The sequence below is a fragment of the Flammeovirga sp. MY04 genome (genome assembly GCF_001682195.2).
Taxonomy (GTDB): domain Bacteria; phylum Bacteroidota; class Bacteroidia; order Cytophagales; family Flammeovirgaceae; genus Flammeovirga; species Flammeovirga yaeyamensis.
The window spans coordinates 3,269,509-3,294,722 of the sequence record NZ_CP003560.2 but is presented as its reverse complement, the minus strand read 5'-3'; the positions used below and the strand labels follow the sequence as shown (position 1 = coordinate 3,294,722).

At 36.2% G+C, this 25,214-nt stretch carries 18 protein-coding genes; 12 read left to right on the top strand and 6 right to left on the bottom strand.

Annotation, left to right across the window (positions count from 1 at the left end; all coding sequences use genetic code 11):
• From MY04_RS13215 to MY04_RS13205, 3 genes are read left to right on the top strand one after another with little or no spacing between them, the layout of a single operon-like run.
• Window positions 1-1,488: a SusD/RagB family nutrient-binding outer membrane lipoprotein gene (locus tag MY04_RS13215; protein ID WP_066210232.1), complete on the top strand. Its 1,488-nt coding sequence runs from the start codon at window positions 1-3 to the stop codon at window positions 1,486-1,488.
• 8 nt (window positions 1,489-1,496) lie between these two features.
• The gene (locus MY04_RS13210; protein ID WP_066210230.1) at window positions 1,497-2,408 is read left to right on the top strand and encodes a hypothetical protein; all 912 of its coding nucleotides are present in this window, start codon (window positions 1,497-1,499) and stop codon (window positions 2,406-2,408) included.
• Window positions 2,409-2,413: 5 nt separating this feature from the next.
• Entirely contained in the window at window positions 2,414-6,088 is a 3,675-nt protein-coding gene (locus MY04_RS13205) for a S8 family serine peptidase (protein ID WP_084005873.1), read from the top strand.
• 68 nt (window positions 6,089-6,156) lie between these two features.
• Here MY04_RS13205 and MY04_RS13200 read toward each other — a convergent pair whose 3' ends face one another.
• The 4 genes from MY04_RS13200 to porW all read right to left on the bottom strand — a co-directional run bounded on the left by MY04_RS13200 (window position 6,157) and on the right by porW (window position 14,625).
• On the bottom strand, window positions 6,157-8,661 hold the full coding sequence (locus tag MY04_RS13200; protein ID WP_066210226.1) for a TonB-dependent receptor domain-containing protein: 2,505 nt from the start codon (window positions 8,659-8,661) through the stop codon (window positions 6,157-6,159).
• Between the two features lie 197 nt (window positions 8,662-8,858).
• Window positions 8,859-9,671 carry an AraC family transcriptional regulator gene (locus MY04_RS13195; RefSeq protein ID WP_066210224.1) on the bottom strand — a complete coding sequence of 271 codons (813 nt, stop codon included), beginning with the start codon at window positions 9,669-9,671 and terminating at the stop codon, window positions 8,859-8,861.
• A 73-nt stretch (window positions 9,672-9,744) separates the two neighbouring features.
• Complete coding sequence (locus MY04_RS13190) at window positions 9,745-12,156, bottom strand: transglycosylase domain-containing protein (protein WP_066210222.1); 2,412 nt, start codon at window positions 12,154-12,156, stop codon at window positions 9,745-9,747.
• A 195-nt stretch (window positions 12,157-12,351) separates the two neighbouring features.
• On the bottom strand, window positions 12,352-14,625 hold the full coding sequence (gene porW / locus MY04_RS13185; RefSeq protein ID WP_066210220.1) for a type IX secretion system periplasmic lipoprotein PorW/SprE: 2,274 nt from the start codon (window positions 14,623-14,625) through the stop codon (window positions 12,352-12,354).
• Window positions 14,626-14,911: 286 nt separating this feature from the next.
• On the opposite strand from porW, the gene MY04_RS13180 reads away from it, so the two are divergent.
• The 9 genes from MY04_RS13180 to atpG all read left to right on the top strand — a co-directional run bounded on the left by MY04_RS13180 (window position 14,912) and on the right by atpG (window position 22,328).
• Window positions 14,912-15,784 carry a M23 family metallopeptidase gene (locus MY04_RS13180; RefSeq protein ID WP_066210219.1) on the top strand — a complete coding sequence of 291 codons (873 nt, stop codon included), beginning with the start codon at window positions 14,912-14,914 and terminating at the stop codon, window positions 15,782-15,784.
• Between the two features lie 55 nt (window positions 15,785-15,839).
• Window positions 15,840-16,307, top strand: coding sequence for a bactofilin family protein (locus MY04_RS13175; protein ID WP_066210218.1), 468 nt, complete (start codon window positions 15,840-15,842; stop codon window positions 16,305-16,307).
• Window positions 16,291-16,557, top strand: a complete 267-nt coding sequence (locus tag MY04_RS13170; protein WP_066210217.1) for an AtpZ/AtpI family protein — start codon at window positions 16,291-16,293, stop codon at window positions 16,555-16,557. Before MY04_RS13175 ends, MY04_RS13170 begins: the two co-directional genes overlap by 17 nt.
• A 501-nt stretch (window positions 16,558-17,058) precedes the next feature.
• Window positions 17,059-18,132, top strand: a complete 1,074-nt coding sequence (gene atpB / locus MY04_RS13165) for a F0F1 ATP synthase subunit A (RefSeq protein ID WP_236941072.1) — start codon at window positions 17,059-17,061, stop codon at window positions 18,130-18,132.
• Window positions 18,133-18,266: 134 nt separating this feature from the next.
• Window positions 18,267-18,518, top strand: coding sequence for an ATP synthase F0 subunit C (atpE, locus tag MY04_RS13160; protein ID WP_044222836.1), 252 nt, complete (start codon window positions 18,267-18,269; stop codon window positions 18,516-18,518).
• Between the two features lie 113 nt (window positions 18,519-18,631).
• Window positions 18,632-19,123: a F0F1 ATP synthase subunit B gene (gene atpF / locus MY04_RS13155; protein WP_066210214.1), complete on the top strand. Its 492-nt coding sequence runs from the start codon at window positions 18,632-18,634 to the stop codon at window positions 19,121-19,123.
• Between the two features lie 46 nt (window positions 19,124-19,169).
• Complete coding sequence (gene atpH, locus MY04_RS13150) at window positions 19,170-19,706, top strand: ATP synthase F1 subunit delta (protein WP_066210213.1); 537 nt, start codon at window positions 19,170-19,172, stop codon at window positions 19,704-19,706.
• 73 nt (window positions 19,707-19,779) lie between these two features.
• The gene (gene atpA / locus MY04_RS13145) at window positions 19,780-21,360 is read left to right on the top strand and encodes a F0F1 ATP synthase subunit alpha (protein WP_066213276.1); all 1,581 of its coding nucleotides are present in this window, start codon (window positions 19,780-19,782) and stop codon (window positions 21,358-21,360) included.
• 71 nt (window positions 21,361-21,431) lie between these two features.
• Entirely contained in the window at window positions 21,432-22,328 is an 897-nt protein-coding gene (atpG, locus tag MY04_RS13140; protein WP_066210211.1) for an ATP synthase F1 subunit gamma, read from the top strand.
• A gap of 132 nt (window positions 22,329-22,460) precedes the next feature.
• Here the strand turns inward: atpG and MY04_RS13135 are convergent, their stop codons facing one another.
• Both MY04_RS13135 and MY04_RS13130 read right to left on the bottom strand, forming a co-directional pair.
• On the bottom strand, window positions 22,461-23,747 hold the full coding sequence (locus tag MY04_RS13135; protein ID WP_066210209.1) for a c-type cytochrome domain-containing protein: 1,287 nt from the start codon (window positions 23,745-23,747) through the stop codon (window positions 22,461-22,463).
• Window positions 23,748-24,084: 337 nt separating this feature from the next.
• Window positions 24,085-25,197 (bottom strand): 6-bladed beta-propeller, encoded by a 1,113-nt coding sequence (locus MY04_RS13130; protein ID WP_066210208.1) that lies wholly within the window; start codon window positions 25,195-25,197, stop codon window positions 24,085-24,087.
• Window positions 25,198-25,214 lie beyond the last annotated feature (17 nt).

The following is a 25,214-nucleotide window of genomic DNA, read 5'->3' as shown; positions in this document are numbered from 1 at the left end:
ATGAAAAATAAACAAACCTATCATTATATCGTTGGTCTATCCTTATGCCTGACTTTTCTTTTCGGAGGTTGTGACAGCATCTTGGATATTAATAAAGACCCTTTTGCTGCTGGAGATGATCAGGTGGCAGAACAACCTGGGTTATTAATGACAACCTGCATCACTGGTATCTCATCAGACAAAGTGATGGAAACCGACGTGTTTAACCGTTGGGCACAACATTATGTTGGGGCAGGGGCTTCGGTGTTTTCAACATCAGATAATTTCTCTGTACCTACATTTCCACAAACCAATACTTGGTCTACATTTTATGTTAGTGCCTTAAAAAATGCATCAAGAGGTGAGTTATTAGCGAATAGAAATGGAGAAGTAAATACTGCCGGTCAATTCAAAATAATTCAAGCCTTCTGTTTTTATCATCTTACTTTAATGTTTGAAGATATTCCCTTTTCAGAATCTTTAGATACAGATATTTTATTCCCCAATAGCGATACGCAAGAGACTATTTTAAAAGGGGTAGTGAGAATGTTGGATGAGGCAATGGGATCAATTAATGTGGGCGACCCAAATAAAATCTCAGGAGAAGATCTTTTATTCAGAGGAGATATGAACAAGTGGTTGTTGTTTGCTAATTCTATCAAAATTAAAACTTTGATGGTCATTGCTGCTAAAGATTCTGGTTATGCTGGATCAAGATTAGAAGCGGCATTTAATGCCGCCCACATTGAAAGCTTAGCCGATGAAGTGAAGTTGGATTATTATGATGATCTGACAAATGCCAATCAGTTTTATAAACTTCACTTTCAATTTGCTGGTGGACAAAGTTTATTTTTCTATGCTTCCAATCCATTTATTGATTTATTAAGAGGATCAAATGATCCTAGAATAGATATATTTTATGATCGACCGGATGGGACATCTGATCAGGTCCCTCATAGAGGGGTGGATCCTGGATCAAGATCTGCGTTTACGGTGACTTCAGTATTGAGCTTGCATTACATTACGGCCACCTCTCCAGATTTTTGGATAACAGCAGCCGAGTTAAAGTTTATGAGAGCTGAAGCTATTTTGAATGGTTGGATCAATGGTACAACTGTAGATGCGAATGATTATTATAGAGAAGGCATCTTGTTAAATGTAGTTCATCTCAATTCATTATCAACAGTACAAGCATCTGGAAAAGGAGTAACAGTTCAAGGGTTTGAAAACTACAACAATTCTCTTCCAGATTTGCAAAACTTATCAACAGCTAATGCGTTAACAGCTGTGCATCAACAAGGATATATAGAAACTTTTAAGAGAGGAATAGATGCGTGGACTTATGTTCGAAGAACAGGTTACCCATCCAACCGTCCACTTCCTGAAGATGCGACATTATCCAATCATATTACAAGGTTACCTTATTCACCAAGTGAAATAAGTTCAAATCCTAATAACCCGAGTCAGAAAGCATTGGATGCCCCAATGTGGTTTATGAGCTCTAACTAACAAATTGTATGAGAAAATTAATTTATATCATCACTTTAGGTATAGCTTTCACCTTTCAAAGTTGCGAGTTATACGATACTTATTCAGAAGAGTTAAATGCAGGGTTTTCGGGTTCTACAGTTTCATTTGAAACGGCAACAACTTCTCCTGACTCTGTGAGAGAAAACTCTATTCCTTTGAGTTTGGTGGTAGAAATGCCTTATGCCATTCAAACCTCAAGAGGTGTAGAAGTGACATATAGTTTTTCTGGAGATGCCATTTTTGGAACCGATTTTACGGCAAAGGCAATCGAAAGAAACGAAGCCAATTCATCTGCTATTGTTGAGAAATTTGCTACTGAAAATGGTGGAACTTTTATCATAAAGAATAGAGAAAAAACGCAAGATGAATCGGGAGAACAGAGTTTTACCAATACACGAAATACTGCCACCATCGAAGTTTCTCCATTGGTAGTTCAAGGTGTAGATAAACCTAATGGTAAATTTTTAAGTGTGATTCTCTCTTCAGCTAAAAATCTCGATGATAATTCTGAGGTAACCGTCGGACAAGGGGGGATAAAAAAGGAATATAATCTTCTTATAAGAGACATCCACTGTCCATCTGATTTAGACGGTACCTATGCTGCAAGAATGACTAAAGATGAAGGAATTGTTGACGTCCCAGATGTTACGATAACCAAAACGGCAGATAGTGCCAACCCAGACAATATTTGGGGATTGTATGAGATATCAAATATTGCGGGTGATTTACAAGATATTCCTTTCCAAATTATCGATCAGTGTGGAGAGTTCTTGGGACCTTCTGATGAATACATTACGATATCAGGTACGACCGCTTCTTCAGGAGAGATTAGCTTGGATGTTTTGTTCTCTGATGGAATTACGACAAGACAATGGACATTATTCTTAACTAAAAAATAGGCATCATGAGAAAAATTAATTTCATAATAGCAATACTTGGCTGTCTGTTTTTTGTTCATAACGGATATGCTCAAAACATAAGACAAATTACAACACCTCAACCAAGGTTGATTACTGATAAGGAATTTTCATCTCCTAATAAGTTATTTGTTCGGTTGAAAAATCCAACAGACATTCAAATGGCCTATATGGATACTGATCAGGATGTATTTGTTGAAACGGAGAAAAGAAATCTATTCAGACAATTAACTGATGCTAGAATTGCTTCGGTGATTGAACCAATGAAAGTACTTAAAAATTCTGTATCGGATGTTCTACAGATTACACTTAATGATGGTGTCGATCTTAGACGTTTTATGCAAGAATTAAGTGCTGATCCTAATGTATTGTATGTAGAGAATGTGCCTCTACCACAAATTTACAGTGACCCCAACGACCCTTTGGCAGGATCTCAATATCATTTAAATTTGGTTGGAGCAATAGAGGCTTGGTCTAAGCTATCTGATAATGCCAATACTCCTCAAAATGATATTGTAGTAGCCATTGTTGATGATGGCGTATTAATCACTCATGAAGATTTAGCACCAAATATTTTTACAAACACAAAAGAGATTCCTAACAATGGTAAGGATGATGATTTAAATGGTTACGTAGACGATTACCAAGGATGGGATGCATCCGGAGATGAATATATTAACGGAGATCCAAATCCAAATCCTCCATCAAACCAGGCAGATCGATATACATTTTCACACGGAACTCACTGTGCAGGTATATCAGCTGCAGCGACAAATAACAGTATTGGGGGGGCTTCGGTTTCTAACAATAGAGTGAAAATCCTTGCAGTGAAAGCAACATCAGACGATACTCCAGATGCACGACTAATTACTCATGCTACAGAAGCTTTAATGTACGCTATTGAGATGAGAGCAAATGTGGTGAGTATGTCGTACGGTAGCTATTTCTATTCGGCTACAGTGGCAAGAATGATTCGTGAAGCTTCCGAAGATTATGGAATGTTTTTCGTAGCAGCAGCAGGTAATGATAACGTAAATCTACCAAGTTATCCTGCAGGTTATGACTACGTGATGGCCGTTGCCAATACTACAAGTAATGATGTGAAAGCACCTTCTTCACAATATGGACCATGGATTGATATTTCAGCCCCTGGTACGGACATTATCAGTACAGTAGCGGCAGATAATGGATCACTAGATGGTGATTATGCACCTTACACAGGAACTTCAATGGCTTGTCCTATGGTGGCCGGAGCAGCAGCATTTTTATTAACACAAGACTCAACGATTTCACCATTACAAATGTCGGCCTTATTAAAAGGTACCGCTACAGATATTAATCCTAGAAACCCTAATTATCAAAATGCATTAGGATCGGGAAGAATCAATATGAGTGCGGCGATGGATGCTTTATTATCTAATCGACCAATAGCAGCCTTCGATATATTATCAGATAATGGTATTATAAATCAAGATATCAAGTTTGTCAATTTATCTTATGCCACTGGAGCCACTTATGAGTGGAACTTTGGGGATAGTCAAACTAGTACATCAGCTGCTGATACGATAGTTCATAACTACTCAGAAATACCTGAATTAGAATCTTATATCATTAGTTTGAAAGTTACCGATGCAGAAGGTAGATCAAATACATTTAGACGAGGATTGAGAATGACGGAAGGACCTCCAGCAGGACCATCAGAAACACTTCCATTCTCTACAGATTTCCTAGCAGATACAGGTGGTTTTGTGACAGAAACCGTTTATCTCGATGGCGGAGATGGAGATGATGTATGGGAATGGTCAAGAGCAAGAGGTGATTTTATATCTAGTGGAGATTCTACTGTATGGGTAACTGCAGCACAAGGCGGAGTACCTAATCGATCGTATGCAGCGATTTTATATACACCAACTTTTGATATGACGGAAACAGGCAAGGAGTACAAGATCAACTTCACAAAGAGTATGGATATTACCTATTGTAATGCACCTGCAGCATGTCAGATGCAATACACAGTAGACAATGGTGGTACTTGGGAGTTACTTGGTGAAGCTAACGATGGTTTAGGTTTTGGTTGGTACAATAAATCTCCTGAAGATGCCTGTGCGATTCATCCTATCATTTTTGAGAATCAAACAGGTTGGTTAGGCATTTATGAAAATGATTCTACCGCTTACAATGTATCTTTCTTGGCAGGAAATAATGTTCGTTTCCGATTTGTTTATCGTCATGAATCAGCTTTCCAAATTGAAGATACTGATGATGGGTTTATGATCAGAGATTTTGAAGTGACAAAAGAAGATCCATCAGCAGATTTTAATATTACTTCTGATGTAGAGTACACAAATAGACCTGTTCGTTTTGTTTATAATTCAGGCGGGGCAACATCATACAATTGGGATTTTGGTGACGGTACCACTTCAACAGAACAAAGTCCAACACATATCTATACTGATACTACAGGAGAATTTGAAGTAGAACTATACATCAATGGAGATCAGATGATGAATCACAAGGATACTATTCCAATTCTAGGTGTCAAAAGTGTTCCATTCGAGTTAGCAGATGGAGGTGATTTAGAGTCAGACGATCTTTTATTCTACTCATTAAATTTAGCTGGAACCGATTTGGCAAAAGGCAATTCAACTATTGCAGGAAAATCGGGTACAACAAGTGGAAGTAATGCTTTTGTATTGGGAGCGGATACTGCGGGGTATAGAATTCCGACAGGGTTCTACCTTTACACATCAGTATTTGATCTTCCGGCAAGTACCGACACAGAAAGTAATACACAACGTTTCTCATTTAATATTAAACATGATATTAAGGACTTAGTAGATGGAATGTTTGTTGAATTCTCAAATGATTTTGGCCGATCGTGGAGATTGCTTGGAGGGTATACAGATCCTGCATGGCATAATGAATTGTCGTCGGAAGATTTCTGGGGAGGAGAAGATTTTCCAATTATTACAGGCTCTACGAATGACGAGTGGGTCACTAAATATATTCCATTGGCAGGGTTTGAAGGAGAACAAATAGCCATTCGTATGTTCTTTGTAGCCGCTAATCAAGATTCTTCTGGAGGAATTGGTTTAGCAATGGATGATTTTAGAGTAGTTGATTATAATCCAAATGTAAACTCTCTTTCATTCGATTATTCATCTGATAAAACACAAGTCGGACTTAATTCACCAGTAGTGTTTACCAACCAATCAACTGCTGATAGTACGTTAATCGGTTGGTTCTTTGGAGAAGAAGATGATGCGACACCGTCTGTTGTTTTTGGTGAAGGTCCGCACGAAGTGGAATGGGCAACTGAAGGTCAAAAAGACATCGTAATGTTTGCTGTAGGTACTAATGTACAAAGGCAATTTGATGATGCCATCTTGGTAGATGCTTCCATCACCAACTTAGAAGATGATCTCAGAACTCTTGGCCCAATAGTATATCCTAACCCGAACAATGGAAATATGCTTTATATAAGCTCTCCGGAAAAAATTAACCAAATTCATTTGATGAAAACAACAGGTCAGTTGGTGTTATCATCAAATAATATGGAGGAATATAAAATGGATATTAGTGATCTTTCCCCTGGATTGTATATCATTCAGATGGAAATGCATAATGGAGAACGATTTACTAAGAAGTTCATCAAAAAATAAACTACTTGATATGAAAAAGGGGCTGATTCTTCAAATGAAAAATCAGCCCCTTTTACTTTATAATTTAATTAGAACTGTTTATCAAATTCCGTTTTCTTACCTTTCTTTTTAGGCTTAGCATTCATGGTGTAATTCACACTAAACTCTACGATAGGTCCATATCTGTAGTAAGTAGTTCTCTGATAGAAAGTATTCTCATTTGAGTTTCTATCCTTACCGGTTGTATCTAAACCTTTAATGTTCGATTGGAAGATGTCGTTGGCTCTACCTGTGAATGCCCAATTAGGCATCGTTGTAGGTTTATACACCAAAGCAATATTCGACATGTAGAACAAATCATTCTGACCTTGTGCAGTTACAGTTGCCGATTGTACATCGATATCAAATACAAAACTTAAAGTTTTAGAGAGTTCCGTATTTAGGGTCGATTTCAAGCTCCAGTTTAAACTACTTTGATCAATAGTTTGTCCATAAATTGAACCATTAATTGCATAATGATACAATGAACCACCCATAAATAATTTCACTCTTTTAGCAATATTGAAGTTCGAATTTAATTCTAAACCTAACGATTGATCATCACCTGCATTTGTGTATGAACGCATTAAAACATTTTCTCCTTCATTCACCACATTCACACGGAATACAGCATTTTCAACGCCTCTATAGAATGCAGTTAAGCTAATGTTTTGGTTACCGATTTTCTTATCAAAAGTAACTTCTGCAAGGTTAACGAATTCTGGTTGAAGGGTTGGATCACCTACTTCGTATACCTCAAAGTGTCTTCTATAAAGAAATGGTGCCATATTCTTTGTTGGTGGACGGTTGATTCGTCTACTCGCACCAAAAATCAAACGGTTATTTTCGTTAAACTCATAATCCAAGTTTAAAGAAGGGAAGGCATTTAATTGTTGTACTACAAACTCATCTTGTTCAGGCACATCAATAATTGGGAAAACTTCGTAGTTACCAACAGTCATTACTTGGTCTGTATATTCTAAACGAAGTCCAGCTTTTAAATTCAATTTGCCAAAACTTGCAGAATAATCTACATAACCTGCATAAATATTACGTTTTAAATCGTAGCTATTTGAATAAGGATGTTCTTCCCAAGCACCATTATTTAGGTTAAGCGTATCGTAATTATAATTACCCGACTGTGTTAAGAACTGAGGTTGTACACCAAAAGATACTGTTTGATTATCACTAATTGGCTTTTCGTAATCTAATGAAAAACGAATGGCATGTAGTGGTTGATCAGTCGTTTGAGTGTAGTGTGTTAAGATTGTTTCTTGAGGTGTTTCTGTTCCTTTATCATACACTTGGTTTTTGTTATCCAAGTCATCACCTAGAATAGAGTGCTCATAAACTAACCCTAAGTTTAATTTTGATTTATCTTCAAATTGATGGAAGAAGTCTAGATTGGCTGTGTGGAAATCACCAAAACGATTATGCGTATTGGGGTTATAAATATATTCCTCAGTACCATCAATAATCTGTCCGTCTAGTCCTTTGTAATAGTTATGGTATACATAATTCGCAGTACGTTTGTTACTCTTGTGTCCATAGAAATAAGACGCTTTTAATGAAGTGTTATCATTAAAGTCGTAACCCACACCTGCATTAGCAGAATAGTTGACATGCCACTCTGGGCGATCACCTGCTGCGTCCATGTGATAAGTACCCGTACGGTTGCCGAATTCATCTTTCTGAGTGATTTCAGATTCACCTTCACGACGTCCATCTACATTTCTACTTAAATAGTTTGCACCGGCATTAAAAGTCCATTTATCTTTTTGATGAGTGATATTGAAATTACCACCACCACGGACAGGTTCGGCTCCATCTCTCCAAGGAGATCCACCAAGCATACCGCCAGCAGTTACAGAAGTGCCTTCCAATTCAGATTTATTGACTGTAATGTTGATGATACCTGCCTTTCCTTGAGCATCGTATTTAGCTGAAGGGACAGTAATTACTTCAATGTTTTCAATAGAACCGGCAGAGATTTGAGATAACAAAGTAGAAGGATCTATTTGTGTAGGTTTACCATTAACGTAGACCATAAATCCTTGGGTGCCACGAACGGATACATCACCTTCTGGAGAAACAGAAATCTGAGGAAGTTTATTCAACATATCAGTTGCAGTACCACTTCTTGCAGTTTCAAAATCAGAAGCTGCATATACTTTTCTGTCGATTTTTGTAGATACTGTTTCTTTTAAATCCTTAACCACAATTTCATCTAATTGCTGAACATTTGGAGCCAGGAAAACAGCACCAAGGCTTAAGTCATTCGATAAAGAAATTGATTTGGTTAGGGAGTGATACCCTACAAAAGAAACTTCAACGGTATAGTCTCCTTTTTTCACTTTATTCAATTCGAATTTGCCATCGAAGTCAGAGCTTGTAAAGGTGATAATCTCTTGTTGTGCATCTAAAAGTTTTACCGATGCATAAGGAATTGTTTCTTGATTATCGTTATCAATGAGTTGCCCTGAAATCTGAAAATTTTGTGCAGATACCAGAGATACATTAATACATATCAAAATGAAAGATAAGATTTGTTTCATTAGGTCTAGATTGTTTCTTTAATTGGTTTGAAGTTGGTGTAGATAAAAGTATAATTACATCTACATGTCACACAATACAAAGATGATGGATGAGAAGAGTAGGTGAATGGTCTATTTGAAAAAATTCACCTTTATAAATGTACATTTTGAAAATCTAGAGAGTAGGGGGAAGTTGTAAATGTTGTTATAAACGTTTATTAAGAATTTCTAAATTGAACAGGAGTAACCTCCACCTTTCTTTTGAAATATCTTGTAAAGTGAGAAGAGTCTTTGAAATTTAAATGAAAAGCTATTTCACTAGCCGTCATATTCGTGTACAGCAACATTCTTTTGGCTTCTTTTATAATGTACTCACCAATAAATACAGAAGCAGAAATTCCCGTAGCATTTTTTACAATACTATTTAAATTCTGAGGGGTAGTATGCATCAATTCTGCATAATGATTCACACTATTAATTACTTGATCTCCTCCTTCCAATAGCTCTTTAAATTGGATAAATGTAGCGTTGTATGTAGATTGGTTTTCTGCTTTTGGAGATGAATGGTTAAGTAGTTTTGAGAATAAAGTTTTTAATAGACCTTCCACGATATCATGTTGATATTTTCCAGATAATTTCACTTCCTTGGAAAGTAAATCAAATAATTGGTTGATGGTTGAAGTTTCTTTTACTGATAGAGAAGGGTAGTGACTCAATTCACCTATCAAGTCAATAAGCTGTTTGTCCTTACTATTATCTAAAAAACCTTTTTTCATGATAATCACATACCCTTTTGGATCGGATTGTAAATCCCAATGATGCATTTGATCTTTTTGGATAAAAAACAATATAGGTTGGTCGATTTGATACGTATCGTAATCTATTGTATGTGCACCTTCTCCTTGAGATAGATACACGATCTCCATGTATTTATGATGCTTATGCGGATTAGTTTTTCGAATACCCGAACGAAAAGGTTCAACTTTTATTTCTAAGCTTGATTCAATTTTATTTTTCGTACGAATATCCATAATTGCTTTTTGTGAATAAAAAAGCGAGGAAAGTATTCACACTCCTCGCTTTAATTTTAATATTTCTGTTGAATTACAAAATACCATCTCCAACTTCTGTAGGAGCCTCGTATTGTTCTTCCATTGTAGAATCAGGTTCAGCATCAAAATCTCCAAATTGATCTGGATCAAATTTACTACAATCTAATTCTACACCTAAATTCATAGATGGTTCAGGGAAGTAACCTTTGTTATAATGTAATTCTTTACATAATTTTTTGTCTTCATAAACGTCTTCCATGAAGTAAGCAAATGCAGGTAAGGCTTGTCTTGCACCTTGACCATATTTAATCGTTCTAAAGTGAACTGAGCGATCTTCAGCACCACACCATACACCTGTTACTAAGTCGTTGGTAAAGCCCATAAACCAAGCATCAGAGAAATTGGCTGTTGTACCAGTTTTACCAGCAACATGACTATCTTTCTTAAATTTATAACGATTTAATCTTAAAGCTGTACCTCCCGATTCTTCAGATGTACCTCTAAGCATATATGTCATTAACCAAGCAGTTTTCTCGTTGAGAACCTCCTCTTTTTTAGGAGTGAATTCTTTCAATACTTTACCGTATTTATCTTCGATACGAGTTAAGAATTGAGGTTCAGTCCAAGTACCTTTATTGATAAACACCGAGTAAGCAGTTACCATTTCATAAACGGAAACATCTTCTGTACCCAAACAAAGGGAAGGAACACCTGCAATAGGCTTTTTATCGTAACCTGTTATACCTCTTGCTCTTTCATCATCAGAAACCATGTAGTTGAACATCTTATCTCTGATAAATTTAAAGCCGAATTTATCTCTTGCGTATCTAGACAAGTTAGGTGCACCTAAGACTTTTACTAAGTATGCTGCAGCGGTGTTAATAGAACGAGACATTGCTTGTCTAAGTGTATAAGTCTTTCCACTATAACTATCCGCATTCTTTGGCGTCCAAGGTTTATCAGCCATTGCTTCTTCAGCTGTAAAGGTAATTGGTAAATCGGTTACCGGAGAACAAGGTTGGAAGCGATCTTCCAAAGCTTTTGCATACAAGAAAGGCTTAAATGTAGATCCAGGTTGTCTATAACCTAAACGAACGTGGTCGTATTTAAAGTATTTATAGTTGATGCCACCTACCCAAGCTTTAATATTACCTGTTTTTGGTTCCATCGACATCATTCCAACTTGTAAGAACATCTTATAGTAACGCAATGAGTCATAAGAACTCATTACAGTGTCTTTCTCGTAATTTGGAGCATTCCAAGAGAAGACTCTCATTTTCTTCTTTACTTTTAATGCTTTGTCAATTTTTAATGAATCACCACCGTATTGTTTGTTTAAACCTTTCCAAACGGCAGTTCTTCTAATTGACATTGGAAGGAAATTTGGAATTACTTCACCTTCTCTATCTCTCCAAGGGTCGCCGTGTCCTTTCCAGTGTTCATCAAATAATGTTTGTTGCTCCATCATATGCTTTTTGACGGCAGCTTCAGCTTTAATTTGAATTCTAGAATCGATTGTAGAATAAATCTTCAAGCCATCACCATAAAGGTCCAATCCTTTTTCTCTACAAAAACGTCTGATATCTTTTACTACTTCCGCTCTAAAATATTGAGCTAAACCTTTGTTGTGGTTTTCTACATTATATTCTAGTTCTAAATCTGTAGCAATGTATTTCTCTTTTTCCTCCTTTGTTATAAAACCATATTTAGCCATTTGTCCAATAACATTATTACGAACTGTAATTGCTTTATCTGGATTATATACAGGACTATAACTTGAAGGTGCTTGTAAAATTCCTATTAGCAAAGCTGACTGGGGAATGTTCAGACTATCAGGAGTGGTTGAAAAAAATGTTTGTGCTGCAGTATGAATACCAAAAGAGTTTGATCCGAAATCCACTGTATTTAAGTACATGGTTAAGATTTCTCTTTTTGTATAGGCAGTTTCTAATTCCACAGCAACAATCCATTCTTTGAATTTGTTGATGACAAGGTCAAGATATTTAATGCTAGATAGTCTTCCTTCTAGATTTTCATCACGACGTATTTTAAATAGGTTTTTAGCAAGCTGCTGTGTAATCGTCGAAGAACCTCTTCGTTTACCTTTACTTATTACATATTTCGCTAAATAATAAGGTACAGCAAGAGTCGCTTTAAAATCAATACCGGAATGTTGGTAGAAACGAATATCTTCAGATGCTTCTAAAGCATTTTTAAGGTCTTCTGATAATTCATCATATTCAACCTTTTTTCTATTCTCTCTAAAATATTTACCTAACAATACTCCGTCTGCTGAGTATAATTCAGAAGCTTCGTTACGGTCAGGATTTTCTAACACACTAGGATCGGGGAGTTTACCATATAGGTTAAACCAGTTATTTTTAAGTGAAACCCCAAAAATGATTATGGATATTAATCCCACAAAAAATAGGATCCAGAGTGCTTTAATCGTTTTTAAGTACATATATAAAAAAGTTCAGAACTGTTTTTTAGTCTAAGAATTAAAGATATGACAAGTAAAATTACCGCAATTTAATCATTTTGATCAAAAAGGCATTTTTAAATTTTATGAAACCAGCAGCATTAACGGTGTTTTGTAATGACTACTTTAAATTGATCTCAAGAAAACCATACCAAAGAAGAGTATATTAAGAAAGGTTTACTCTTCTATAGTGATTTGATAATCATGATATCTACCAGGAATATACCCGTTTTTCAATCGAGCTTCATCGATTTCATCTAGCATACCTCGAGCAGTTTCCTCGAATTCACTATCAGGGTATTTCTCTAAATAGTCTTCTAAAGCTTTCTTGAAAATTTTGTAATATTTGGTGGTTCTACCGATAAGTAAAACTCTCAGAAAGCGACCTTTGATTTCAAAATCACTATCCGGGAACTGTGTAAATAACTCAGTCAATTTGATATCCGACTCATTGTACTGCCCATTGATATACATCTTGTAAGCATCAGCATATAAATTTTCTATGTACAATTCTCTTTCATTGGTTTCTTTAATGTAATTTGGATTTTTAAGAATCTTGGCATAAAGACAATCAGGGTAATAATTTATCAAGAAGCTTTTTGCTAGTTCTTCATCACAACTATCATCTGTTTTACAAATAACATAAATAAGGTAAGCAGCCTCATGTGCCATTTCATGATCTTTAAATTGCTTTATCATTCTGTAGAAATTTTCTAAAGCATGATCATTCATTTTCATTCTATATAGGTACACTTTACCTAGACCGAAAACGCCATCACCTAATTTATTCTTTGTATTCTGAAGTTCACCCTCGTTCCCCGGAATTTCAGCTTTTCTTTCTTCTACCGATTTTAAACCAGCAAATAAGTCTTCACTACCGCCTTCTCCATCTTCATTAGATTTGTTTTTGCCTTTGCTGTTGTTCTTTCTTGGATCGTCATTTTGATTAGCAAGGTTATCATTGCTGCTAAACTCCATTTTATTCGATCTTCTCCAATTGTCTTCCAAAGGTCTTGAACCCCATGTTCTCAAGAATTGAGATTTTCCTTGAGAAATTGCATTTGTATTATAGAAATAAAACTCGGTTGATTCTTTATTGCTGAATGACCCTGAACTAGAAGTCTCTGGCTTTTGTCTTTTCTTTTCGTTTTCTAAAGCATACTGTTGTCTTAATATGAGCTCTTCTTTTTCCTCTTCCATTTCTTTTTCAAGAAATTCATTTCGCTCTTCTTCGCTCATTTCATACAACTTTATCAGACGTTCATTTTCTTCGACCATCTTTGTGTATTTCGCCAGTTCTTGAAGATTTTCTGATCTTTTTTTGATGTCTTCAAAGCCATATACACTTTCGTTAAAGTTTTGTACTGCACTATCATAATAAGCTGCAGCCTTAATATAATCTTGTTTCTCGTCGTAATAGATTTTACCCGATTCCCAATAAGAGTGACCTTTTTGAGTTTGGTTGGTTGTACTTACTTGAACCGATTCATTAAAATAATGTAAGGCCTTATCGTAATCAGGTTTTCTCATTTCGAATTGTGCCTTTTCATAATATATTTTATCTCTGTAATCCCAGTAATTATGATCCTTTAGTTTCTTTGCGAAGTATTTCTCTATTTTCTTTTCTTGTTTTGGATCACCAAAATCAACGGGCTGCATACTATGTGCACTTATATCCGATTGGAAATCTAATTCGTTTGTTTTTGAGATTTTTCTAGATTTCACATAGTAACGGTACGAGTTGTCAATATCTCCAATTTTCTCGTAAAGCTGACCTAAAATAAAATAGTATCTAGTTCTATATACTTTCTTTTCTTCTAAATCTGCAGCAATACGTAAGTGCTTAATTGCTTCAGGATAGAAATTTTTATTTCTGAAGTAATGTGCCAGGTTTAGATGATAATCTTTAGTATTTAGTTTATTGTAAGGTGCTTTTTGTTGTTTAATAATATCCAATACCAAATTCATATTGGCTTCTTCATCTGTTTCAATAAACATTCTTAACAAAGCGTTCAAAGCAGCATGTCTACTATCCTCATCGGTGAATTTAGAATTGACATATTTAAATGTAGTCAAAGCATTTTCAAAGTCTCCTTTGTACATTCTCACCCAACCGACTAGCAAATAACATTCATCAATAAAATCGCTGGATTTATGAAACTTAATTGGACGTGATGCTTTAGTAATTACATAATCAAGATCCTCTTTGTAATTCATTGTTTGATTCGTATCCAAAGGAATAAGAATCGAAAGGACATCATTGTAATCATCCTGATGAGTCTCAAATAATTGCTTATGAAACCTATCCATTCCTTCTCTTGCTAAAAAGTAGGAATTATAATGAGTGGCTGTATTATGATAAAAATGACAAGAAGTTGTTGTGCCAAGTATCAAAAATAAAATCACCTTAAAGGCTAAAAAGTATTTTTTATGTGAAAAAGTATGCTTCATTATTATGAGCAAGTAGGTTCTTATTGTTTACTATTGATTGTTGAGGCCTACTGAAGACCATTAGTTTAAGTAGGCGAGTAATATTCATCGATCAATCTACACCTTAATGAATCAACTAACAAATTTACGTTTTTTTATCGTCCAAAAAGTTATAAAAAATCAATAGTTCATATAAAATGTATATAAAGTGACTATTTATTGTAATTTTACGGGTTATAAACATAGTCTTGGAAAGGTCTTTGACCGAATTCGTAGAAGGGAAACTTCTTAACAAGGAGATAATTTGATGAAGAAACAAGGAAAAACGTTATCAGAGTGGCTAACCACTAGATTTGTTTTGGTCGTAAGAGATGAAGAAACCTTTGCTGAAAGAGCAGCATACAGATTTAGTTATGTGAAGATTCTTTTGGTTTTAGGGATGATATTTTCTGTTTTAGGAGTTTTGAGTTTTCTTCTCGCAACCACTTTGCTATCTAGAATTTTTGACCCTAGGGTGGCTTATAGAGAGACAGATAGAAAGTTGATTGAAATGGAAAGGTCACTTGATTCTCTAAAGATAGCATCTGATGAAAAAGATGTTTATATGGCTACTATCAAGGCAATTATTGATGGAGAAGTAGATGATGAAGAGGATTATAAAGCAAAAATTGTAAATACCGAAGAGGTATCAGATATTCAAGTTGATTTAAAAACTATTGATCCTGTAGATTCCTTGTTTAGAAGTGAATTTGAAGGAGTGGAATTAAAGCCGACTTCAGTAACAAGCAATTATTCTGGAATAGAGAACGTGTTTTTCTTTCCTCCTGTTTCTAATGGAGTGCTTTCTAAAAAATTTAGTTTAAAGGAGTCTCATTTTGGTGTGGATGTTCTAGCAAAAAGAAATGAAGGAATAAAAGCGATTTCTGAAGGGACAGTTATTTTATCTTCTTGGACACAAGATTCTGGTTATGTTATAGGTATTCAACACAAAGGGCAAGTAGTGTCATTTTATAAACACAACTCCGTGTTGCTTAAAAAAGTGGGTGAGTCTGTAAGAGCAGGGGATATTATTGCCATTATTGGTAACAGTGGAGAAATGACAGACGGTCAGCATTTACATTTTGAATTATGGTACAATGGAATCCCTGTTGACCCAGTGGATTTCATTGCATTTGAATAGATTTTATAGACACATTAGGATTGTACTCTAACCTAAAAGAAAAACGATTACGATTATGGGATTATTCGGAAATAACGAAGAAAGAAGTGTAGCACCTGTACCACAAGGAGGAACTGCTACAAATAACACTATCGGACATGGAACTACACTAAAAGGAGATGTGGAGACTCATGGTGTTTTGAGAATGGATGGTAAGATCATTGGTAACCTTCAATGTCATTCTAAATTTTTTCTAGGAAATGATGGTCAGATTGAGGGGGATGTTTTTGCTCAAAATGCAGAGATCGAAGGTGAAATTCATGGACGTATAGAAGTAGCAGAAAACTTGGTATTAAGAGGATCTGCTGTAATTCACGGTGATATCATTACAAAGTCTTTGACAATTGATCCAGGTGCTGTTTTTAATGGAACTTGTAAAATGGGAAATGAAAAACCATTGTTAACAAGTACAACATCAACTTCTCAAGAGACTGTAAATGCAGTGGATGAAAAGGAGAAAGTTGAAAATGGAAAAGCAAAATAGTTCAGACGAGAAAAAGTACTCAAAGAAATATTCTACTTTTATTAAGTATTCTTCTGTAAGCACAGAAATGATAGTTACATTATTAATCTGTGCTTTCGGAGGAAAGTATTTGGATGAGTATTTTGAAACTAAGGGACCATATTTTACCATAGGGTTGTTACTCTTTGGAGTGTTTGCATCCTTGTATATTTTAATCAAAGGATTACAGAAAATATCTAAAAAAGGACCCGATAATGAAAAAAAAAGGTAAAGTTGACAATTTTCTAAAAAAATGACCCATGTCATTTTGAAGTTTAAATTCGTTTACCTTATGTTTGCAATCGATTCCAATTAGAAGAATTGGAAATTTTATAATGCATCTAGATTTTCGAACACGCTTCTACGTCGGTTTGCTAATTGTGACAATGTCATTTGTCATTTTTATACTGTTAGCATCTCACTTTGGAGTTGATTTAGGCCGCTTCATTTATCATGAATTAATCTTCAATGTTGTTTTAGCGGTAATGTCATTTGAAATAACGTGTTTAGGTGCGGATACCGGCAACGGACCCACTTTTCACACATTTTACATGGCTACAGTCTTGATCCGATTAGTATTATCATTGACTGTTTTTATCCTGTTTTTTTTAAAAGCAAATGCAGACAAGACAGAAAAGTTGAGCTTTATTTTATGCTTCTTCTTTTTTTATTTTGCCTACACAATTTTTGAAATTATTTGCTTATACCATAAGTTGCAGGGTAAATCGGGGAAATGAGTGATTTTATAAGAATGAAAAGTAATTATTTATCTTTTTACAGCCGTCTAGCAATGCTAGCAGTGCTTTTTTCAGCACTTTTACAATCTTCGACACTTTTGGCTAGCGATGGTCATGAAGAAGCTTCAGATAGTGGTTATGATCCAGTAGCAACTATCCTTCATCACGTTCAAGATGAACATCATTGGTCATTAATCACGACAACAGATGAACACGGACACGAACATCATTATGGTATCTCATTACCAGTGATTCTTTATGTACCGGGTAATGGTTTTGAATTTTTCTCTTCAGGAGATTTCTTGCACCATGCTAAAGTAAAAGGTAATTATGGTACTTACGTTAATCACCATGAGCACATTGTAAATGTTGATAACGAAAATCAAGTAATCTATGACTTTTCATTAACAAAAAATGCTACGTCAACTGCATTATCTGTAGTTGTTTTGTTGATTTTGTTCTCTGCAATCTCAAAAGGATACAAAAAGAATGTAGGTAAAGCTCCTTCAGGAATCCAATCTTTCTTCGAACCTCTAATTCTTTACATGAGAGACGAAGTAATTGCTCCTAACTTAGGTAAAAAGACAGACAAGTTCTTACCTTATTTACTTACACTATTCTTCTTTATATTAATCAACAACTTGATGGGCTTACTTCCAGGTGGTGCAAACTCATCAGGTAATATTGCTTTCACAATGACGTTTGCTGTAATGACTTTCTTAGTCGTAAACTTCAGTGGTAATAAGCAATATTGGGGACACGTTTTTGCTACACCGGGTGTACCTTGGTGGTTGTCTCCGATTATGATTCCAGTAGAAATTATCGGTTTGTTTACCAAGCCAATTGCCTTAATGCTTCGTTTGTTCGCTAACATCACAGGTGGTCACATTGTATTGTTATCGTTCATGTCATTGGTATTCATCATTGGAAAATGGTGGGTAGGTGGAGTTGCTTCATTTATCATCATCCCATTATTCTTTATGGAGATCTTTGTAGCATTCCTGCAGGCATATATATTTACGATGTTATCAGCACTGTTTATTAGTTCGGCAGTAGCAGATCATCACTAAGAAATCTCGCAATTTACTGAAATTAAGTTAATTAATTGCTCTGTAAGTTGTTAGGTACAATCAAATGAATGATATTCGCGCAAGCGAAAGCTTCATATACGTTTCTTTTTATAAACTTTTTAAACAAAATTCAAATGTCATTACTTTCAATCTTATTAGAAGTAAGTGGTAACGTAGGTCAATTAGGTGCAGCTATCGGTGCTGGTCTAGCAGTATTCGGTGCAGGTATCGGTATCGGTAAAATCGGTGGTAACGCTGTTGAAGCGATGGCACGTCAACCAGAAATCGCTGGTAACCTACAAACTGCAATGATTATCGCAGCAGCCTTGATTGAAGGTGTTGCACTATTCGCAGTAGTAGTTTGTCTATTGATCGGTTTAGGTTAATCCCTAAATTCAAGAAACATTTTGTTTGGATATCCATCGCAACAGGGGTTTGCCCGGCGGTGGGTATCTTTCAACAAAGAAACGTCAGAACGCTCACGCAAAATTATTAAGAGATGGATATTATAACTCCTGGTATAGGTCTTTTATTTTGGAACACATTATTCTTCTTAATCGTATTCGCGATTATCGGAGTGAAGATCGTTCCAGTAATTTCAAAAGGTTTAAAAGATAGAGAAGAGTCTATCGACAATGCTCTTAAAGCAGCTGAACAAGCAAAAGCAGATATTGCTAATCTAAAAGCTGAAAACGAGAAGGAAAAAGAGAAAGCTCGTGCAGAGAGAGAAGAAATCATTACTTCTGCGAAGAAAAAAGCAGATCAAATGATTGCTGAAGCAACAGAACAAGCTAAATCTGAAGCGAAGAAAATCGTGGACGATGCAAGAAGTTCTATTGATGCAGAAAAAAGAGAAGCGTTGGCTGAAATCAAAGGTGTTGTATCTGAACTTTCTTTAGATATCGCTGAGAAAGTAATCCGTAAGCAATTATCTGATGATGCAGCTCAACAAGAACTTGTAGCCAAGTTAGTTGAAGACGCAAATATCTAATTTTTTGAGAAACACGCGTTTTTTACGCTGTATATAAATCATAACCATGAGTGCAGAATCTAGAGTAGCAACACGTTATGCAAAAGCTTTTGTCTCTGTAGCTTCCCAAGAAGGAAATCAGGATGCGTTGTATGCTGATGCAGAGTTGATCATGTCTACTATTGAAGGTAGCCGTGAACTATCAAATGCTTTGAGTAGCCCAATCATTAAAGCTGAGAAAAAAGCAGCTATCCTTAAGGAAATTTTTTCATCTAAGGTAACTGATCTTACAAATAAACTTTTCAACCTAGTGGTAGAAAAGAATAGAACTTCGGCTTTATATGAAATCGTTATTGCCATCAAAGCAGAATTTGATGCAGTAAAAAATATTCAAAGAGCTACTGTAGTTACTTCGACTCCTCTAAATGCTTCTACTAAAGATGCATTAGTTGCGAAGGTGACAAAATCTACTGGTAAGACAGTGGTATTGGAAGAAAAAGTAGATGCCTCTCTTATCGGTGGTTATATCTTAACTGTTGGCGACAAGCAATTGGATTGCTCAGTGAAGTCTCAGTTACAACAATTGAAAGTAGCTTTCAATTAATTTTTTAGTATCCCCAAATGTGAGTGATACTTTTTTAGTAAAGAATAGTCAAAATTCAAATCCAGATACAAAAATGGCTCAAGTAAGACCAGACGAAGTGTCTGCGATCCTGAAGGAACAACTTACAGGTTTCAAAGCTTCTTCGGATTTAGAAGAAGTAGGAACAGTATTGGAAGTAGGTGACGGTGTAGCTCGTATATACGGTTTGCTTAATGCAGAAGCTGGCGAGTTGATCGAATTCGAATCAGGTGTCGTAGGTATGGTATTGAACCTCGAAGAAGATAATGTAGGTGCCGTAATTATGGGTAAATACACAGATATCAAAGAGGGTGATACAGTAAAACGTACTAGACGTATTGCATCTATTAAAGTAGGTATGGGTATGTTTGGACGTGTTGTAGACGCGTTAGGTAACCCTATCGACGGTAAAGGTGAAATCGAAGGCGATTTATACGAAATGCCTATCGAGCGTAAAGCTCCAGGTGTATTGTTCCGTCAGCCAGTAGATGAACCAATGCAAACAGGTATCAAGTCAATTGACTCTATGACTCCAATCGGTCGTGGACAACGTGAATTGATTATTGGTGACCGTCAAACAGGTAAAACTGCGGTGACGATTGATACAATCATCAACCAAAAGGAGTTTTACGATAAAGGCGAGCCAGTATATTGTATTTATGTTGCAATTGGTCAAAAAGCTTCAACTGTTTCAACTATTGTTCAGGCATTAGAAAAAGCAGGTGCAATGGCTTATACTACTGTAGTAGCAGCTAACGCTTCTGATCCAGCTCCAATGCAATACTTTGCTCCTTTCGCAGGTGCAGCAATTGGTGAGTTCATTCGTGACACTGGACGTCCTGCATTAGCAGTTTATGATGACCTTTCGAAACAAGCGGTAGCTTACCGTGAGGTTTCACTTCTTCTTCGTCGTCCTCCAGGACGTGAAGCATATCCAGGTGACGTATTCTACCTTCACTCTCGTCTTTTAGAGCGTGCATCTAGAATCAACACATCGGATGATATTGCAAAGAACATGAACGACTTGCCTGAGTCTATCAAGCATTTGGTAAAAGGTGGTGGATCTTTAACAGCCCTTCCAATTATCGAAACTCAGTCAGGTGACGTATCAGCATATATCCCTACAAACGTGATCTCAATTACTGACGGTCAGGTATTCTTAGAAACTAACCTTTTCAACGCAGGTATCCGTCCAGCGATGAACGTAGGTATCTCAGTTTCTCGTGTAGGTGGTAACGCTCAGATCAAAGGTATGAAGAAAGTATCTGGTAAATTGAAAACTGACCTTGCTCAGTTCCGTGAACTAGAAGCTTTCGCAAAATTTGGTTCTGACTTGGATGCAGCTACTAAGCTTACAATTGATCGTGGTCGTAAGAACACAGAGATCTTAAAGCAAGCACAGTACTCTCCATATACTGTTGAAAAGCAAATCGCTATTATCTGGGCAGGTTCAAACGGTATTACCGACCCTGTTGCAGAAACTAAAGTGAAAGCTTTTGAAAACGAATTCTTAGAAGTTCTTGAAACTAAACACAAAGATGTAATGGACGAAGTTGCTGCCGGTAAGTGGGGCGACAATCACATTGCAGTGTTTAAGAAAGTAGGTGAAGAGGTAGCTCAAAACCACAAGGCTTAATTATAATATGCAATTAGCAATGGTAATTTATAAATTACTATTGCTAATTCACTTTCATTACTCATTAGAAAATGGCTAGTCTTAAAGAAGTAAAAGAGAGAATCTCCTCTGTAGACTCAACGCAACAAATCACAAAAGCCATGAAAATGGTTTCTGCGGCAAAAATGCGTAGAGCACAAGACCGTGTAACAGGTATGCGTCCTTATGCTGATAAGTTGGCGTCTATCCTTGAAAACGTTACTGCGGCACTTGGTACTGATTTTTCTAGCCCATTCGTTGAGGCTCGTGAAGAAGTGAATAGCGTTCTTGTAATTGTAGTTACTTCAGACCGTGGTTTGGCAGGTGCCTTTAACTCGAATATTCAAAAAGAAGCTACTCGTTTGATCAATGAGGAATACTCAAAACAACATCAAGCAGGTAGAGTTGAAGTGCTAGCAGTTGGTTCTAAAGGAGCCGATTTCTTCAGAAGAAGAGGTCATCAAGTAAATAACGAGTTTATGAACTTGTTCCATAACCTTGACTTTGATGGTGCTAGAAAAGCTGCTGAATATGCTATGGATGGCTATGTTTCAGGAAAGTTTGATCAGGTTGTGATGGTGTATAACGAATTTAAAAATGTGGCAACACAAATCGTTAGAGCTAAACAATTCTTACCTTTCGCTTTAGAAAACAACACTGAAGAGCAAGAAGATAACGGTCAGGAAGCTGATTATATCTTTGAGCCAGAGAAAGATAAAATCTTATCAGAATTGATTCCTAAAACACTTAAGGTAAACTTCTATTCGCACTTACTTGATTCGAATGCGGCAGAACATGGTGCTCGTATGACGGCGATGGATAAGGCAACTGAAAATGCTGGAGACTTATTGAAAGCATTGAAGTTGGATTACAACAGATCTCGTCAGGCAGCAATTACCAACGAAATCCTAGAAATTGTTGGCGGTGCAGAAGCACTTGCAGGCAGTTAATAAGAAATAAAGCTGTAAGGCAAAAAAAGCTCTCGTCTTCATTGGTGAGAGCTTTTTTTTGATTCAAAATTTGAAGTTTGGATGGTGAAATATGTGGAGCTTTTTGCTACCTGCTACCTGCTACCTAAAACCCTAAATCTTAGTATTCCAAGAATAAATCTTCTTCACGCTCTCATGATCTTCAAAATACGCCAAACTAGCTTCTGTGATCTTCGTAGAGTGTAAGTTCAATACCTCTAAATGTTTTAACTGTTGAAGTGATTTTACGCCTTTATCAGTAATCGGATTCTTACTCAAATTTAGTTTTCTCAATTCACTAAACTCAGCTATTAATTTCACGCTTTCATCATCTAATTGATGTCCCTTAAGGTCTAACCAAACGATATTATCTTTAATTTCTGATAATTGATGTAATAATTCTTTGGCTTGATCTGTTTTGATTGGAAGAGTAATATCATAAGCGTTTGTTCCAGGTACCAATTCCCTAATTTGAAATCCTTTCTCCTCTAATTTTTTGATGTTGCTTTGTGGTATTTCAGCTAAAGTAATTTGATCTTTTGGAGCTGCTACAAAACCTAATTTTGTCATGCAGTAGGTGTGTAATTCCTCTTGAATATCAAGTGCTGAGTAGAGCGTATCGAAACTGCCTTCACCTTGATTAATCCATAGTGTTAATAAAGCTATCTCTTCATCACTTAGACCTTTCTTTCCTTCAGGAGGCATAATATCTTCATGTCCATGGGGTAAGCTGACTCTTTGAATGAATGAACTAGCCTCAGCATAGCCTGAAATGATAAAAGAACCATTTTTTCCACCTTTTAGAATATCCTCTTTACTTGATAATGATAACTGCCCTTTCTTTTTATCTTGATTATGACAGCTCACACACTTTGTCTCTAAAATAGGTTTCACCAAATGACCATAAACAATGACTTCTTCTGGAGTAGTTGCCATCGCATAAGATTCTACATGATCATCCCCAAATTGAATGGGAGCATATTGAGTTAAGTAAGTTGATCCATGAGTTAAATTTCCCCCAAGGTGACCAGTATAAGACATCACCACGACTAGTAATCCCAATAGGGAAGGATAAACAGATGGATGCAACTTTTTATTTTTGATGAAATAACAAACAAACGCTATCAAAGTAGTGATAATACCACCCCATTGATGATTATCTAAAGTAGTCTCATTATAATCACTTCCCGATTGCCCCAATAAATAACCTAAAATACAAGTTCCCACTGCACTAATACCACCCACCAAAAGAGTAAATGATATCACCTTTTGAGTATCCTTTAACCACTTAAATTGAGTAGCCACCTCAAAGATCATCGCCAACAGCAAAAAGCCAATGGGCAAATGCACCAATAAAGGATGAAAACGACCTATAAATATTGAAAAGTTTGAAAAATCCATTTGAAATTAAATTCTAATAATGTCTAAAAAACTATCCCCAGGAATAAATTCCTGGGCTTTTGATACCCTATTCACATAGCAAATTTCCGCCCCTTAGTTCCTAAGTAATCAGTTAAAAACGAGCGTTAATTTAGAAACTCCTAATTCCTACCTCCTAATTCCTAATTAAAAACGAGCGTTAACTTTGCTACCTGCTACCTGCTACCTGCTACCTGCTACCTGCTACCTGCTACCTGCTACCTGCTACCTGCTACCTGCTACCTGCTACCTGCTACCTGCTACCTACTACCTGCTACCTACTACCTACTACCTACTACCTACTACCTACTACCTAATATCAAACTCTCTCCAACATCAACGGTGCTGTCTTATTCGCATTCCACTGACAGACATACAAATTCTTATCCTCATCCACACATACATCATGGCCGTGGAAAATAGGTTTATGCTCTAGTTGGAAAGAAGGTGCTAATTCACCATTGTCTTCGTATTTTGGAGCAGTACCTCCAGGGTTAGAGACCACTTTATCACCTTCGAGAATAGTCACAAATCCAGTATGTTTTGTCCAATCATATCCTCCTGCATTAGTAGGAGACGACCAACATACGCCGGCATATAAGTTTTGATCATCAAATACAGATCGACACATATACATGTTGGTGAGCTTTAATTTCTTGACGAATTTGCCATCCAACGTATACCATTTGTAAGTACTTTCATTTCTTGATGAACAGCATAAAAGTGGATTATTAGGATCACGATTATCAATAGTGACTCCGTGGGCATTGAACAAGTTATAGTTATTGTCTTTGTTGTCGTGTCCGCCCCAGTGTCTGATGTACTTGCCATATTGATCGTACTGAATAATAAAGTCTTTACCATATCCATCCGCCACATAAATATCTCCATTTGGACCTACTGCTACTTCTGTAGGACAGAAATGATCTCCAGGCTGATAAATACCAATAGTTTGGGGGTGTCCGATATCAAAGATGACCTGACCATCCGTAGTTGTTTTAGTCACTCTACCATTATGATGTATCATTTTGCCTCTACGATCTAAATACCAACCTGAATCGGTGAGGTAGAGAAAATCATCTTCACCTTCTTGAGACAATGTCAAACCATGTCCACCGGGATAAGCAGTTCCCCAATAATCAAGAAGCTTACCCGATTTATCGAAAATGAGGATGTTATTGTCCGTATGATCACCCATCATGATTAAACGACCTTTAGAGTCCATCACCATTTCATGACAATTCAATAAAGGATTTCTTACGCTACTGATCTTTGCCCAATCTCGATTTAATTTATATTGATAGTCGCCATGACCTAAAATTTCTTGTTCTTTTTTTGCTCCCTTAAGAATATTGAAGCTATACAGTGGAGTGGATAAGGCACCTCCTAATACGATTCCACTTTTCTTTAAAAAATCTCTTCTAGTATTCATTTCAAATAATTATTTGA